This window comes from Luteimonas sp. 22616 (assembly GCF_052044325.1).
Lineage (GTDB): Bacteria > Pseudomonadota > Gammaproteobacteria > Xanthomonadales > Xanthomonadaceae > Luteimonas.
This window is the reverse complement of record NZ_JBQEMW010000001.1, coordinates 1,184,555-1,199,968: the sequence shown is the minus strand read 5'-3', so window position 1 is coordinate 1,199,968 and position 15,414 is coordinate 1,184,555. Positions and strand designations below refer to the sequence as shown.

Genomic DNA, 15,414 nt, shown 5'->3' with positions numbered 1-15,414 from the left:
GGCAATCGCGCCCATGGGGCGCTCCTGCGGGCGTGCCAGGCCCGATCGCCTTCAATGTTGGCAGCGCGGGCACAGGTACAGCCGCCGCGCCCCGGCTTCCCGGCGTGCGATGCGCGTCCCGCAAACGGGGCAGGGCTCGCCTTCCCGACCGAAGACGAGGAAGCGGAATGCGTCCGGCGTGTCGGTCAGGTAGTCGGCGCGCATGCCGCCGGCCGGCGCGATGCCGCGCGTGGCGTAGCTGTGGCGCGGGACCGCCAGCAGTTCGCGCGCGAGTGCGGCGAGTTCACGCGCGTCGAGGTCGCGCGGACGTCGCGCCGGCCGCAGGCGCGCGGCGAACAGCACTTCCGAGCGGAGATAGTTGCCCATCCCGGCGAGGAATCCCTGGTCGAGCAGCAGGCCGCCAAGGGAGCGGCCTGCGAAGCGCGGATCGCGCAGGCGCCCGGCGACGGCGGTTTCGTCGAGCGCGGGATCGAGCACGTCCGGCCCCAGCCGCGCGAGGAACGGATGCGCGTGCAGGTCATCGCTGCGCCACATCGCCACGTCCGACGCGGAGTACAGGAGGACCGCGCTGTGCGCGGTTTCCAGCGCCACGCGCAGCGAACGACCTGTGTCGGGACGCTGGCCCGCATCGGTGATGCGCCACACGCCGTAGAGCTGGTTATGGCTGTAGAGCGTCCAGCCGTTGTCGAATCGCGTCAGCAGGGCCTTGCCGTGCGGCGTGATCGATTCGATGACGCAGCCGGTCAGGCGCGTCTCGAATTTCTTGAGTTCGGGGAATGCGAACCACGCCGACACCAGTCGTTCGCCGACCACGGCCTCGGCGAGGCGATCGGCGGTGCGACGGATTTCAGGGCCTTCGGGCATGGGGGATATAGGAATCGCCAGTTCTTGTAGGAGCGGCGGAAGCCGCGAGCTTCTTTCGTCCAACCGCAAAATCTCGCGGCTTCCGCCGCTCCTACAAGGGATTCACGGTTGGCTCGCTCCTCAGATCGAATTCATCCGCCCGCCGTCCACCGCCAGGCTGACCCCGTTGACGTAGGCCGCCGCGGGCGAGCACAGGAAGGCGATCACGCCACCGGTTTCCTCGGGCGTGGCGAAGCGCCCGGCCGGCACGCCGGCACGCATGGCTGCGCGCACGTCGTCCTCGGACCGGCCCTCCGCCGCGACCTTGCCGCGCACGATCTGCTCGATGCGCCCGGTCTCGGTGAAACCCGGCAGCACGTTGTTGACGGTGATGCCGTCGGCGGCGAGTTCGCGCGACAGCGTCTTGGCCCACGACGCGACCGCGCCGCGGATGGTGTTGGACACGCCCAGCCCCGGGATCGGCTCCTTCACCGACGTCGAGATCACGTTGACGATGCGGCCCCAGCGCGCCTGCCGCATGCCCGGCAGGACCGCCTGCAGCAGGGTCTGGTTGGCGACCAGGTGCTTGTTGAACGCGTCCAGGTAGGCCTCGACCGCGGCGCCGTGCGCGGAGCCGCCGGGTGGGCCACCGGTGTTGTTGACCAGGATGTGCACCGGCGCGGACGCGGCGAGCGCCTCGACGCGCTCGCGCAGCGCATCGGTCTGCGAGACATCGGCGGCGATCCAGTCGTGCGCCTGCCCGTCGGTGCGGGGCAGGGCGGCTGCCACTTCTTGCAGGGCTTCGGCGCGCCGCGCGAGCACGGTGACGCTGGCGCCGAGCAGGGCCAGTTCGTGCGCGGTGGCGCGGCCGATGCCTTCGGAGGCGCCGCAGACGAGGGCGTGCTTGCCGCTGAGGTTCAGGTCCATGGGAGCTCCGGTGTGGTCAGGTTTCGCGCGCCCGCATCAGCGTGGCGATCGCGTTCGCACGTGCGTCGGGCTGTGCGTGCAGGGCGTCCGCGACCGCGCGACGGTTGGCCTCGGGATGGTTCTGGCTGAGCTTGGACTTGATCTCGATCCGCTGCGGTACGAAGCGGAAACCGATGATGCCCCGCAGCTGCACCCGATGGTCTTCGCGACCGGGCTCGAATGTCCAGTCGCTGCCGATGGCGCTTTCGAAGCGGGCGCTCATCCGCATGACGAGGTCGGCGAGGGCGGCTTCGTCGTCGTAGCGTTCCAGCGTCCCGTGCAGGTGGGCGACGGCGTAGTTCCAGGTCGGCACGCGCGCCTGTTCTTCCTTGTCGGGATACCAGCCGGGGGAGACGTAGGCGTGCGGCCCGTGCACGATCATCAACGCTGCGCCGTCATGCCGGGCCTGCGGATTGGGCCTCGCCCAGTGCCCCTCGAGCAGTACGTCGTCGCCGTCGCGGCGATACAGCACGGGCAGGTGCGTGACCTGCGGCGCGCCGCCGTCGGCCACCGTCAGCAAGGTGACGAACGGATCGTCCGCCACCAGTGCATCGAGCCGCGCGAGGTCGGTGTCGACGAAGGCACGCGGCGTGTACATTGCGGGCCTAGGCGCTGCCGCCAAGCTTCTGCACCATGCGCGGGCGCAGTTCGTCGTCGCTGCCGCCGGACGGCGGCGAGAGTTCGTCGAGCGAGAAGCCGCGTTCCAGCGCGTCCTGTTCGTCGAGTCCGTCGAGCGAGACGAACTCGGCGTCCATCAGCATCGCGCGGGCGGTGTCCTCGCTGTCGTAGACCAGGGTGTTGCCATCGCTGTCGAGCACCTCGGCGGTGCCGGCCTCGCGCACGCGCAGGCGGGCCCACACGAGGGTGCGGCCGAGCGTGGCAAGCCACCACTGCGCGGGGCCGTGGACCATCGCCTCGTCGCTCATGGCGACACCGCGATCGACAGCAGCCACAACAGGCCGGCAAGGACCAGCGCGACCACGATCACCGTCAGCGCCACGCGCGCGGGCGTGGCCAGGCCGGTGAACTGCGGATCGCGTACCTGCCGGTAGCGGCCGCTGAACAGCCACCACAGGGCATCGGGCTTGATGAAGGCGCCATCGCCCAGGCGCGCCTTGACGTCGGGATGGCGGTCGCGCAGGTGCACCAGAGCCAGCGGCCAGAAGATCACGAACGCGGTGGCGCCGGCGATGGCGGCCGCGACGAACAGCAGCGCGAAGAACATGATCACCATCTCAGAACTCCGCGTTGCCCGGCGCGCGCGGGTACGGGATCGCATCGCGGATGTTGGACAGCCCGCACACGTACACCACCAGCCGCTCGAAGCCGAGGCCGAAGCCTGCGTGCGGCACGGTGCCGTAGCGGCGGAAATCGCGGTACCAGCCGTAGTGCGCCTGGTCGAGGCCGAACTGGGCCATGCGCGCGTCCAGCACGTCCAGCCGCTCTTCGCGCTGCGAGCCGCCGATGATCTCGCCGATGCCGGGCGCCAGCACGTCCATCGCCGCGACCGTCTTGCCGTCGTCGTTCAGGCGCATGTAGAACGCCTTGATGTGCTCGGGATAGTTGGTCACCACCACCGGGCGCCCGACATGGACTTCGGTCAGCCAGCGCTCGTGTTCGGTCTGCAGGTCCAGGCCCCATTCGACCGGGAAGTCGAACTTCTGCCCCGACTTCTGCAGCAGCGCCACCGCGTCGGTGTAGTCGATGCGTTCGAACGGCGCGTTGACGAACATCTCCAGCCGGGTGATCGCGTCCTTCTGCACGCGCTCGGCGATGAACGCCATGTCGTCGCCGCGCTCGTGCAGCACGGCGCGGAACAGGTACTTGAGGAATTCCTCGGCCACGCGCGCGTCCTCGGCGAGGTCGGCGAAGGCGATCTCCGGTTCCACCATCCAGAACTCGGCCAGGTGGCGGGTGGTGTTGCTGTTCTCGGCGCGGAAGGTGGGACCGAAGGTGTAGACCTTGCTCAGCGCCAGGCAGTACGCCTCGACGTTGAGCTGGCCGGACACCGTGAGGAAGGTCTCCTTGCCGAAGAAGTCGCGCGAGAAATCCACCTCGCCCTTGCCGTCGCGCGGCAGGTTGGCCGCGTCCAGCGTGGAGACGCGGAACATCTGCCCGGCGCCTTCGGCGTCCGAGGTGGTGATGATCGGGGTGCTGATCCAGTAGTAGCCGTTTTCGTGGAAGTAGCGGTGCACCGCCTTGGCCAGGCAGTCGCGGATCCGGGTGACCGCGCCGAACAGGTTGGTGCGCGGGCGCAGGTGCGCGACCTCGCGCAGGAATTCCAGCGAGTGCGCCTTGGGCTGGATCGGGTAGGTTTCCGGGTCGTCGACCCAGCCCACGACCTCGATCGCGTCGGCCTGGATCTCGAAACTCTGGCCCTGGCCCTGCGACGGCACCAGCGTGCCGGTGGCGATGACCGAGCAACCGGCGCTGAGCCGCTTCACCTCGGATTCGTAGTTGGCCAGCGCGCTCGGCGCCACCACCTGGATCGGGGCGAAGCACGAACCGTCGCTGACGTTGACGAACGACAGCCCGGCCTTGGAGTCGCGCCGTGTGCGCACCCAGCCGCGAACCGTGACTTCGCCGCCTTCGGCCACCTTGCCTGCCAGCGCCTGCGCAACACTCACCGTGGTCATGCCTTGAATCCCTGCTCGATCGTGCCGATATGAGCCATACAGTTTACCGGAGCCGCAAGGGCTAGAATGCCTGCCATGTCGATCCATCTCGCACCCGCCGCCCTGGAGCGCATCCGGGGTTTCCTGTCCGCCGACGAATCGGCCGTGGGCCTGCGCTTCGGCGTCAGGCGCACCGGTTGCTCGGGCTGGGGCTACCTGATCGAACTGGCCCGCGAGCAGCGTGACGGCGATACCGCCTTCGAGCACGACGGCGTACGCATCCTCGTCGACGCCGACAGCCTGGCACTGGTCGATGGCACCCGGATCGATTTCCTCAAGCAGGGCCTGAACGAGCAGTTCGTGTTCGAGAACCCCAACGTCTCGGCCGAATGCGGCTGCGGCGAGAGCTTCACCACCGACGCCGACAAGGCCGCGTAGGCCGCGCATGTAGGAGCGGCTTCAGCCGCGAGCTCTTGGTTGCACTCCCATAAGATCAAAAGCTCGCGGCTGAAGCCGCTCCTACAAGGGCCTGCTCCAAGGCCGGCAACGCCCAACCTTCGGCACGTTGGCCAACAGCATCCGCGCGCTAGACTCCCGGGCTTCCGCTCCGGGGAGTCTCCATGTTCAAGCACCTGCTGCTGGCCGCGCTGATTGCCGCCATTCCGGTTTCGACCCTGCGCGCCGTGGAAACCCCGCCGGCCGTGTCCGACAGCGCCACCAAGCAGGCCCTGGATGCGTTCTTCGCCGCGCAGTGGGAACGCGGCCTGCGCGAAAGCCCCGAGAATGCCACCTACAACGGCGACAAGCGCTTCAACGACCGCTGGAGCGACAACAGCATCCAGGCGATCGGGAAGCGCGAAGCCGAAGACCGCGCCGCGCTGGAGCAACTGCGCACGATCGATCGCGAGGCGCTGGCCGCGGCCGACCGCCTCAACTACGACACCTTCGAATGGCAGCTCGAGCACTCCATCGCCGCCCAGCGCTTCCGCGGCTACCTGCAGCCGATCAGCCACCAGGGCGGCATCCAGACCGCGGATGGCATCGCCGAGGTCCTGTCGTTCGCCTCGACCAAGGACTACCGCGACTGGCTGGCGCGCATGGCCGCGATGCCGGAGCAGGTCGACCAGGCCATCGCGTTGATGAAGGAGGGCGTGAAGGCGGGTAGCGTGCCGCCCAAAGTCGTGATGGAACGCGTGCCGGCGCAAATTGCCGCGCAGATCGTCGATGAGCCTGCCAGGAGCCCGTTCTACCGGCCGTTCACCAGATTCCCCGATGCGGTGCCGGAATCGGATCGCAAGGCGCTGGTCGCCGATGCGCAGCGCACGATCCGCGAAAAGGTCGTGCCCGCCTATCGCACGCTGCAGGCGTACTTCAACGACGAATACCTGCCGAAGACGCGCGACAGCATCGCCGTGACCGACCAGCCCGACGGTGCGGACTACTACGCCTACCTGGCCGGCTACTACACGACGACCGATCTCAAGCCCGCGCAGATCCACGAGATCGGGCTGAAGGAAGTGGCGCGGATCCGCGCCGAGATGGAGAAGGTGAAGGCCGAGACCGGCTTCGAGGGCACGCTGGCGGAGTTCTTCACCTACCTGCGCACCGACCCGAAGTTCTTCGAGAAGACGCCCGAAGCCCTGCTCGAGCGCTACCGGTCGGTCGCCAAGCGCATCGACCCCGAGCTGGTGAAGGTCTTCCACACCATCCCGCGGCTGCCGTACGGGGTGCGCCCGATCCCGGACAACATCGCGCCGGATACCACCACCGCGTACTACATGCCCGGCGCTGCCGACGGCTCGCGGCCCGGCTACTACTACGTCAACCTGTACAAGCCCGAGACCCGGCCGACCTGGGAGATGATCCCGCTGAGCCTGCACGAGGCGGTGCCGGGGCATCATTTCCAGTTCGCCCGTGCGCTGGAGTTGCCGGACGCGCCGATGTTCCGCCGCACCGCCTATTTCGTGGCCTACGGTGAAGGCTGGGGCCTGTACGCCGAGCGTCTGGGCTACGACATGGGCCTGTACGACGACCCCTATGACCGCATGGGCCAGCTGGCCTACGACATGTGGCGCGCGGTGCGGCTGGTGGTGGACACCGGCATGCACAGCCAGGGTTGGAGCCGCGAACGGGCGATCGAATATTTCATGGACAACTCGCCCAAGACCCGCCAGGACGTGGTCAATGAGATCGACCGCTACATCAGCTGGCCGGGGCAGGCGCTGGCCTACAAGATCGGCCAGCTGAAAATCTCGGAGCTTCGCGAGAAAGCCGCGAGGGAGCTGGGGCCGAAGTTCGACCTGCGGGCTTACAACGACGCCGTGCTGGAAACCGGTTCGGTACCGCTGGACGTACTGGAGAAGCACATCGACGCCTGGATCGCGGCGCAGGAGTAGGGCAGGCAGGGCTGTCCCAGGTCGGGGCTGCCCCCGACGGTTCCTCGCTGCAGGGCGTGAAGAGCCCGCGGGCAAAGCTGTCCGGGGCGCAACCCGGACCTACGGCAACCGCCGTCGCTCGGCAATCCCGATCGTTGCTCCCCGGCCATTGAACTGCGACAATATCCGGCTCCCGCGCGTCGGGAGACCTTGCCCCACCGCATCCGTGCCGGATCGTCGGGGGGCTATCCGGGTCGCTGCCCTCTCCGGGCAACGGCCGAATATCCACGAGGAAACACCATGCGTCACTATGAAGTCGTGTTCCTGGTCCATCCGGACCAGAGCGAGCAGGTGCCCGCCATGATCGAGCGCTACAAGGCGCTGATCGAGGCCGGCAACGGCAAGATCCACCGCCTCGAAGACTGGGGCCGTCGCCAGCTGGCCTATCCGATCAACAACCTGGTCAAGGCCCACTACGTCCTGCTCAACATCGAAGTCGAGCAGGCCGTGCTCGACGAGCTCGTCGAAGGCTTCCGCTTCAACGATGCCGTGCTGCGCCACCTGGTGATGCGCCGCGACGAGGCCGACACCGAGCAGTCGCTGATCATGAAGAACAAGGACGAGAAGGGCGACAAGCCCGAACGTGGCGAGCGCCGTCGCCGAGACGACGATGAAGGCGAAGGCAGCGGCAAGCCCGCTGAATCCGCCGACGACGACACCGCCGAAGCCGCCTGAGGAGCCCTGACATGTCCAAGTTCTTCCGCCGCCGCAAGTACTGCAAGTTCACCGCCGAGGGTGTCAAGGAGATCGATTACAAGGATCTCAACACCCTGCGCCAGAACCTGACCGAGAACGGCAAGATCGTCCCGAGCCGGATCACCGGTACCAAGTCGCGCTACCAGCGCCAGTTGGCCACCGCGGTCAAGCGCGCACGCTTCCTGGCCCTGATCCCGTACACGGACAACCACAACGTGTAAAAAGCCTGCCTCCCGCAGGGAGGCTCCGGTTTCCTTCCCCTTCAAGGGGAAGGCAAGGATTGGGATGGGTGTTCGTGACGCTGCGACTTTCTTTTCAGCTCCACGGTCGAAGGCAAACCCATCCCCACCCAACCCTCCCCTTGAAGGGGAGGGCTTCAGAACCCGGCCTTGCCCTGAATGATGGCGAAAGGCTTCAAGAATCCCGTCCGTTCGGACAGCTGAAAGTTGCGGCGCCATGCGCTGCTAACGAATACGGAGTACCACCATGGAACTGATCCTGCTGCAGAAAGTCACCAACCTCGGCAACCTGGGCGACAAGGTCAACGTCAAGCCCGGTTACGGCCGCAACTATCTTGTCCCGCAGGGCAAGGCGGTGCCGGCAACGGCCACCAACGTCGCCGAGTTCGAGGCCAAGCGCGCCGACTACGAGGCCAAGGCTGCCGCGATCCACAGTGAAGCCACCGATCGCATCGCCAAGCTGGAAGGCGCCAGCGTCACCATCTACGCCAACGCTTCGACCGAAGGCAAGCTGTACGGCTCGGTCGGCCCGCGCGACATCGCCGAAGCCCTGACCAAGGCCGGCACCCCGGTCGAGAAATCGGAAGTGGTGCTGGGCGAGGGTGCGTTCCGCACCACCGGCGAGTTCGAGGTTGTCGTGCACCTGCACGCCGACGTCGAGACCACGGTCAAGGTGATCGTGGCGCCCGAAGCCGCCTGATCGCTGCACCCCGTTCGACGAAGAGGGCGCCTTCCGGCGCCCTTTTTTGTTGCCACGGCCTTCGCGGGCCTTGGGGGATCATTGCAGGAGCGGCTTCAGCCGCGAGCTCTTGATTCTTCGCCAAAGAACAAGAAGCTCGCTGCTGAAGCCGCTCCTACAAGGGAAGGCAACCAGGCGTCATCGCAGCTGGTGAGACGACGACCGGCTAAGAAACCTGTCTTATCCACAGGTTGTTCCGTCGCGAACCCACAAGCCGAGCGCCTACGATGCCTGGCCAGTCACGAAAATCGATCCCCCTTATTCCCTTCACGGCTTTCGCTTCGCAGGAGCAAGACAACACGATGTCCGCACGTCCCCGGTTTGGGAATGAATCACGCAGCGACAGCAGGATCGAGCAGTTGCGCGTGCCGCCGCAGTCGGTGGAGGCCGAACAGGCCGTCCTCGGCGGGCTGATGCTGGCACCGGATGCCTACGACCGCATCGCCGACCACCTGGTCGATGGCGATTTCTACCGTCGCGACCACCAGCTCATCTATCGGGCGATCCGCGAGCTGGCGGAAAAGAGCCGGCCCTACGATGCGGTCACCCTCGGCGAATGGTTCGAGTCGCAGGGCCTGGCCGAACAGGTCGCCGGCGGCGCCTACCTGGTCGAACTGGCCAGCACGACGCCTTCGGCGGCCAACATCGTCGCCTACGCCGAGATCGTGCGCGACAAGGCGGTGTTGCGGCAGTTGATCGAGGTCGGCACCGTCATCGTCAACGACGGCTTCCAGCCGGAGGGCCGGGACAGCAGCGAGATCCTCGCCAGCGCCGAGCAGCAGGTGTTCGCGATCGCCGAGGCCGGCGCGCGCGGCCGCACCGATTTCACGCCGATCAACAAGGCCATGGGCGAGGCCTTCGACGTCCTGCAGACGCGCTACGCCAACGGTGGCGGGATCACAGGCATGCCGACCGGCTACACAGAATTCGACGAAATGACCGCGGGCCTGCAGCCCACCGACCTGTTGATCCTGGCGGCCCGCCCGGCGATGGGCAAGACCACCTTCGCGCTGAACATCGCCGAGTACGCGGCGATCAAGACCAAGAAGGCGGTGGCGGTGTTCTCGATGGAAATGTCGGCCAGCCAGCTCGCGCTGCGCCTGATCTCGTCCAACGGCCGGGTCAACGCCACCCGGCTGCGCACCGGCCAGCTCGAGGACGAGGACTGGAGCCGCGTCAGCAGTGCGATCCGGATGCTCAAGGAGTCGAAGATCTTCATCGACGACACCCCGGCGCTGTCGCCGGAGGTGCTGCGCGCCAAGTCGCGACGACTCAAGCGCGAGCACGACCTGGGACTGATCGTCATCGACTACCTGCAGCTGATGGCGGTGCCGGGCAACAGTGAGAACCGCGCCACCGAGATCTCGGAGATCTCGCGCTCGCTCAAGGGCCTGGCCAAGGAGCTCAACGTGCCGGTGATCGCGCTGTCGCAGCTCAACCGCTCGCTGGAAACCCGCACCGACAAGCGCCCGGTAATGGCCGACCTGCGCGAATCCGGCGCCATCGAGCAGGACGCCGATGTGATCATCTTCATTTACCGCGACGAGTACTACAACAAGGAAAATTCGCCGGACAAGGGACTGGCCGAGATCATCATCGGCAAGCAGCGTAACGGCCCTACCGGGTCGATCAAGCTGAAATTCTTCGGCGAGTACACACGCTTCGACAACCTCGCGCACGACGCCGTCGGCAGCTTCGAGTAACGGCTCGCGCCGGGCGCCGGGTTGCAGGCGGCAACCCGTGCTCGTCTTCCGGCAGCATGACGGAAGGTCCGAACAACCCGCTCCGTCATTCCGCCTTGGCCGAGTGGCGGCGATTGTCCGGGCCCGCCCTATGTCCGCGGGAGCCGAGGCCTTAAAATGCGCCGGATGTCGCGCCCCGTCACCGCCACCATCCACACCGCGGCCATCCGCCACAACCTGGCCTTGGTGCGCACCCATGCGCCTTCGAGCCGGGTCATGGCGATGGTCAAGGCCGACGGCTACGGGCACGGGCTGGAGACGGCCGTGTCCGCGTTGCGCGAGGCGGATGCTTTCGGCGTGGCCGCGATCGAGGATGCGCAGCGGATCCGAGCGCTCGGCCTGTCGCAACCGATCCTGGTGCTGTCGGGCTTCGATTCGGCCGAGGACCTGGACCAGTTGCGCCGCCTGCGTGCCGACAGCATCGTCCATCATCCCGCGCAGCTGGACATGCTGGAACAGGCCGAAGGCGCGCCGATCGGCTGCTGGCTGAAGATCGATACCGGCATGCACCGACTCGGATTCGAGCCGGACAGGGTGCGTGAAGCGCATGCGCGGCTGTCCGCAGCGCGTGGCGTGACCGGCGACATCGTCCTGATGAGCCATTTCGCCAGTTCCGACGAGTTCGAGGGCGCATCGAGCAACGGCCGGCAGACGCGCGAGCAGTTGCAGGTGTTCGCCGATGCCACCGCGGGCCTGCCGGGGCCGAGGTCGCTGGCCAACTCCGCCGCCATCCTGGGCTGGCCCGGTTCGCACGGCGACTGGGTGCGGCCCGGTGGCGCGCTGTTCGGGATGTCGGTGGTCAAGGGCAAGCCCGCGGCGGACTTCGGCTTGCGGCCGGCAATGACGTTCGGCACCCGGCTGCTCGCGGTCAACCGCATCGGCAAGGGCGAGCGGATCGGCTACTCGGCCACCTGGGAAACACCCGAAGAGATGCGCATCGGCGTCGCCGCGGTCGGTTACGGCGACGGCTATCCGCGGCTCGCGCCCGCCGGAACGCCAGTGCTGGTCAACGGCGCCCCGGCGCAGGTCGTCGGACGCGTATCGATGGACCTGATGACCATCGACCTGCGGGACCATCCGGATGCACGCGCGGGTGATCCCGTGGTGCTCTGGGGCGAAGGGCTGCCGATCGAAACCGTAGCCGATGCGTCGGGCACCATCGCCTACGAACTGACCTGCTCGATCACCCGGCGCGTGCGCTTCGTCGAAGCCTGAGCGTTTGCGCCGCATGCGGCGCGATGACGGATGCGCGCACAAAATTGACGCTGCCGACGGCCGCGTGATTCACTCGCGCGACTTGTCGGGAGATCCGGATGGCCACGAAAAAGCCGCGCAAGGCGCTGCGCCGCGAACCCATGTCGCGGGTCGACACCGCCTGGCTGCGCATGGAGCGGCCGACCAACCCGATGATGATCACCGGCGTTCTGATGTTCGCCGAGCCGATGTCGCTCGAGCGCCTCAAGCGCGTCATTGCCAAGCGCTTCCTCGCCTACGCGCGTTTCCGCCAGAAGGCGGTCGACACCCCGTCGGGTGCGGCGTGGCAGGAGGATGCGAACTTCGATCTCGACTGGCACGTGCAGCTTGCCGCGCTGCCGGGGCGTGGTGATGGTCGCCGGCCGGCACGGGATGGCGCGGAGAAGCGCGCGCTCGAACGCTTCGTCAGCCAGCTCGCATCCAGCCCGCTCGACAAGCACCGGCCGCTCTGGCAGTTCCACCTGGTCGAACGTTACGCCGGTGGCTCGGCGCTGGTCGCGCGCCTGCACCACAGCTATGCCGACGGGATCGCGCTGGTGCAGGTGCTGCTGTCGCTGACCGACACCGAACGCAGCGCCGGCAAGGGCAAGGACCTGGCGAAGGCCTGGCTGAAGCAGGACGGCGCGGAGGTCGCGCGGCGGGTCGGTGCGGTGGAGCGCTACGCCCGGCTCGGCGGCAAGGTGTTCGGCAAGGGCATGGAGATGATGCAGGACCCGACGCTGGCCGCAATGCTGGCGAAGGAAGGCGGCGAAATCGCACGCGAACTGGTGCACGCGCTCGCGCTGCCGGACGATCCGCCATCGATGCTGCGCGGACGCCTGGGCGTCAGCAAGCGCGTCGCATGGGCCGACCCGATCGACCTGGAAGAAGTGAAGGCGGTGGGCCGTGCCTGCGATTGCACCGTCAACGACGTGCTGATGGCGGCGGCGGCCGGCGCGCTACGCGATTACATGATCGAGCGCGGTGACGACGTCGACGGCCTGACCCTGCGCGCCACCGTGCCGGTGAACCTGCGGCCGCTGGAACACGCAAAGAAGCTGGGCAACCATTTCGGACTGGTGTTCCTCGACCTGCCGGTGGGCGAGGGCAATCCGGTACGTCGGCTGGCACTGGTTTCGGACTGCATGAACCAGTTGAAGAGTTCGCGTCAAGCCATTGTTGCATATGGCCTTCTTGCCGCAATTGGAATGGCACCGCAGCCGCTGCAGGAGCTGGCGCTGGAACTGTTCAGCCGCAAGGCCACCTCCGTCGCCACCAATGTTCCTGGGCCGCCGCAGCCGCTGTACCTGGCCGGCTGCCGGCTGCGCGAGATGATGTTCTGGGTCCCGCAGACCGGGTCGATCGGCGTCGGCGTCTCGATCATGAGCTACAACGGACGCGTGCACTTCGGCCTGATCGCCGACGCCAAGCTGATCCCCGACCCCGACGCCGTGACCCGGCGCTTCGGCACCGAGTTCGACAAGCTCCTGTACCTGGCGCTGATGGGCAACTGGGACCGTGCACTCGATCCTGCAGGCGCCGAGGCGTTGCTCTGAGCAACATGTGTGCGCATCGTTAACCGCGCCTGATCGCCGCGGCGATCAGGCCACAGCCATCACCCTGCGGCGACGGCGGCGTGTTTAGCTTGGGCCTCCCCATTCACGTTCATCCGAACGATCAGGAGACCCCCATGCGACCGTCCACCACCGCTGCCATCGTCACCGCACTCGCAGGCAGCCTGCTGCTGAGCAGCTGCGCCACGTACACCGGCCAGACCAGCGCGCCGGACGACCCCAACCGCACCGGCCGCGGTGCCCTGATCGGTGCCGGCATCGGCGCCGTCGCCGGCCTGCTCAGCGGCGGCGATGCCACCGAGCGTCGCCAGCGCGCCCTGGTCGGCGCGGGCGTCGGCGGCCTCGCCGGTGGGGCGGTCGGCGCCTACCAGGATCGCCAGGAAGCGCAACTGCGCAGCCAGATGCAAGGGACCGGCGTCGACGTGGTGCGCAACGGCGACAACATCACCCTCAACATGCCCGGTGGTGTGACGTTCGCCTTCGACAAGGCCGAGGTGCAGCCGCAGTTCTATCCGGTGCTGAACAACGTGGCCAGCACGCTGCAGCAGTACAACCAGACCATCATCGAGGTGGCCGGCCACACCGACAGCGTCGGCAGCGACGCCTACAACCAGCAGCTGTCGCAGAAGCGCGCCGAGGCGGTGGCCAACTACCTCAACGCGCGCGGCATCATGCGCGACCGCATGATCACCGTCGGCGCCGGCGAGACCCATCCGGTGGCCAGCAACGACACCGATGCCGGCCGCGCCGAGAACCGCCGGGTCGAGATCACCCTGGTGCCGGTGCGCTCGTAAGGAAGAGGGAAGCTTCCACAAGGACAACAAACTGCGAAAAAAAGGGCCACCCGCGAGGGTGGCCCTTTGGTTTGGTGGGGTGGCGGGAATCGAACTCAAGCGAAAAATGGCTTGATTTTAGGAGTATCCGTGAGTTTGCGTTTCTCAGATACCGCCAAAAATACCGCTATTCGCAAGGGACACCCACTATTGGTCGGCAACCCGAGAATGTCCCCACCGAGCGGATCGACCAACCACCACGTCTAGAACCCTTGCCCATCATAACGGCAGATCGGCGCGGGTTGTCGACGCTGAGCCTGCCAGAGTCCAGCGAGGTCGCGTTGGGATTGTGCGCGAGGCTTAAACTGGCTGCCGACAAGCGACTGTTGCGTCCGAGTCAGGAAGCAGCTCACTTGGTATAGGCCCGCATCGCTCGGGGTAGAGAGGTGACGGAAGAGGACGCGGGCCCCTAGTTCGATCTGCTTTCCAGGAAGTGCCGGTTCACGGCAACTCCCGTTTTAGAGTTTTCGTGATCGAAGAACCTGAGAAGCTTGGTCAGGTGCTCGCGCCCATTCGGCTGGAAAATGAGTCGATTGATGGTCGACCTTACGCCAAACCTGTTCAGAAGATGATTCATAGGCTTGGCCTGGACTGACAGATCCATTGCGGTGAGTCCTGCCTTCAATGTGGCAAGGTCAGCCCAAGAACTTCCAACCTCCGCGGTCACGTATTGACCGACAGATTTCAGTAGGCGCTGTTGCGATTTGATCGCCCGGAAATCGTCCTTTTCGAGCTCAACCTGGTAAGCGCCTAGCCAGTTTCTCAGGCCAGTGAAACTTGATCGCAACTGTAATGCGGTTGGTATGAGATCTGAGAGGGACGAGCTCTCGGCGATCACCATCACTGGGACTGGATCCATGCTGATCACGAGGCTGTGAAGCCTGTCTTGACCACGCATTGCATTTCTGACGGTTGCCCGTTGCTCTTCGACGAAGCTGGTCAGATTCGCGGTGGCCGAGGATGCAGACAGCGCCATACCGGCAAGCTCAAAGAACCGGCGACGAACGGGATGGGGTGCATAAGGAATGTTGAAGGCGCTCGCGCGAGCGATCATGCCGGCTCCGCCCCATACGACTTGGCCTAACCAAGGATCATGGGATCGACGGGTGAGGGCATAGCTTTCCTCATTCTTTGCCTGGGCCTCCCGAAGTGAGTCTGTAATCAACAGGCGATCCAAGATTACGGCACGGGTATCCGAGAAGCGGTCGCGGTAGTCTAGGAATCCGTAGGGTTTGACTATCTGACCCCGCAAGAGATCCGCATAGGTCCCGTTTTCGTCCCATGCATAGGCAAAGTCCTTGTCGACGAGGATCTGATCCCTAAGCACGATGTCCGTGAGTAGATCAAATAATCCCTCAATCGCGGTTATCGCCGCTGGGATTGATGCGGCTCCATGTCCGCTTGCTGTGAGAGTAAGCGTTTGTGCCTCGTCGGTTGGCAGCCCGTCTGTCAGAAGCAGGGACACATCTTGAAGTGACCAGTTGTCGGCAAGCACGCTC

Annotated in this window: 16 protein-coding genes; 9 read left to right on the top strand and 7 right to left on the bottom strand. The window is 66.3% G+C overall.

Translation table 11 applies throughout. The features are described from left to right. Window positions 1-51: 51 nt before the first annotated feature. From nei to asnS, 6 genes are all read right to left on the bottom strand, one after another. Window positions 52-864: an endonuclease VIII gene (gene nei, locus ACTJIL_RS05560; protein WP_440754565.1), complete on the bottom strand. Its 813-nt coding sequence runs from the start codon at window positions 862-864 to the stop codon at window positions 52-54. 120 nt (window positions 865-984) lie between these two features. Further along, window positions 985-1,770, bottom strand: coding sequence for an SDR family oxidoreductase (locus tag ACTJIL_RS05555; RefSeq protein ID WP_440754564.1), 786 nt, complete (start codon window positions 1,768-1,770; stop codon window positions 985-987). A 16-nt stretch (window positions 1,771-1,786) separates the two neighbouring features. Then, window positions 1,787-2,407 carry an FMN-binding negative transcriptional regulator gene (locus ACTJIL_RS05550; RefSeq protein ID WP_440754563.1) on the bottom strand — a complete coding sequence of 207 codons (621 nt, stop codon included), beginning with the start codon at window positions 2,405-2,407 and terminating at the stop codon, window positions 1,787-1,789. 7 nt (window positions 2,408-2,414) lie between these two features. Beyond that, entirely contained in the window at window positions 2,415-2,735 is a 321-nt protein-coding gene (locus ACTJIL_RS05545) for a hypothetical protein (RefSeq protein WP_440754562.1), read from the bottom strand. After that, on the bottom strand, window positions 2,732-3,040 hold the full coding sequence (locus ACTJIL_RS05540) for a hypothetical protein (RefSeq protein ID WP_440755854.1): 309 nt from the start codon (window positions 3,038-3,040) through the stop codon (window positions 2,732-2,734). The genes ACTJIL_RS05545 and ACTJIL_RS05540 overlap by 4 nt, the downstream gene beginning before the upstream one ends. A gap of 4 nt (window positions 3,041-3,044) precedes the next feature. Continuing rightward, entirely contained in the window at window positions 3,045-4,445 is a 1,401-nt protein-coding gene (gene asnS, locus ACTJIL_RS05535; protein WP_440754561.1) for an asparagine--tRNA ligase, read from the bottom strand. A 75-nt stretch (window positions 4,446-4,520) separates the two neighbouring features. On the opposite strand from asnS, the gene ACTJIL_RS05530 reads away from it, so the two are divergent. The 9 genes from ACTJIL_RS05530 (at window position 4,521) to ACTJIL_RS05490 (ending at window position 13,876) form a co-directional block, all read left to right on the top strand. Continuing rightward, on the top strand, window positions 4,521-4,862 hold the full coding sequence (locus ACTJIL_RS05530; RefSeq protein WP_440754560.1) for a HesB/IscA family protein: 342 nt from the start codon (window positions 4,521-4,523) through the stop codon (window positions 4,860-4,862). Window positions 4,863-5,044: 182 nt separating this feature from the next. Continuing rightward, a complete protein-coding gene (locus ACTJIL_RS05525; RefSeq protein ID WP_440754559.1) occupies window positions 5,045-6,820 on the top strand; it encodes a DUF885 domain-containing protein in 1,776 nt (591 codons plus the stop codon). Window positions 6,821-7,099: 279 nt separating this feature from the next. Continuing rightward, on the top strand, window positions 7,100-7,534 hold the full coding sequence (gene rpsF / locus ACTJIL_RS05520) for a 30S ribosomal protein S6 (protein WP_440754558.1): 435 nt from the start codon (window positions 7,100-7,102) through the stop codon (window positions 7,532-7,534). Between the two features lie 11 nt (window positions 7,535-7,545). Then, window positions 7,546-7,776: a 30S ribosomal protein S18 gene (gene rpsR, locus ACTJIL_RS05515; protein WP_027080006.1), complete on the top strand. Its 231-nt coding sequence runs from the start codon at window positions 7,546-7,548 to the stop codon at window positions 7,774-7,776. Between the two features lie 265 nt (window positions 7,777-8,041). Then, window positions 8,042-8,494, top strand: coding sequence for a 50S ribosomal protein L9 (gene rplI / locus ACTJIL_RS05510; protein ID WP_440754557.1), 453 nt, complete (start codon window positions 8,042-8,044; stop codon window positions 8,492-8,494). A gap of 341 nt (window positions 8,495-8,835) precedes the next feature. After that, window positions 8,836-10,236: a replicative DNA helicase gene (locus ACTJIL_RS05505; RefSeq protein WP_440754556.1), complete on the top strand. Its 1,401-nt coding sequence runs from the start codon at window positions 8,836-8,838 to the stop codon at window positions 10,234-10,236. Between the two features lie 165 nt (window positions 10,237-10,401). Then, a complete protein-coding gene (alr, locus tag ACTJIL_RS05500) occupies window positions 10,402-11,490 on the top strand; it encodes an alanine racemase (RefSeq protein ID WP_440754555.1) in 1,089 nt (362 codons plus the stop codon). A gap of 98 nt (window positions 11,491-11,588) precedes the next feature. Beyond that, a complete protein-coding gene (locus tag ACTJIL_RS05495; RefSeq protein ID WP_440754554.1) occupies window positions 11,589-13,064 on the top strand; it encodes a WS/DGAT/MGAT family O-acyltransferase in 1,476 nt (491 codons plus the stop codon). Between the two features lie 134 nt (window positions 13,065-13,198). Continuing rightward, complete coding sequence (locus tag ACTJIL_RS05490) at window positions 13,199-13,876, top strand: OmpA family protein (protein WP_440754553.1); 678 nt, start codon at window positions 13,199-13,201, stop codon at window positions 13,874-13,876. A 448-nt stretch (window positions 13,877-14,324) separates the two neighbouring features. On the opposite strand, the gene ACTJIL_RS05485 is transcribed toward ACTJIL_RS05490, so the two are convergent. Then, complete coding sequence (locus ACTJIL_RS05485; protein ID WP_440754552.1) at window positions 14,325-15,410, bottom strand: hypothetical protein; 1,086 nt, start codon at window positions 15,408-15,410, stop codon at window positions 14,325-14,327. Between the last annotated feature and the right edge of the window lie 4 nt (window positions 15,411-15,414).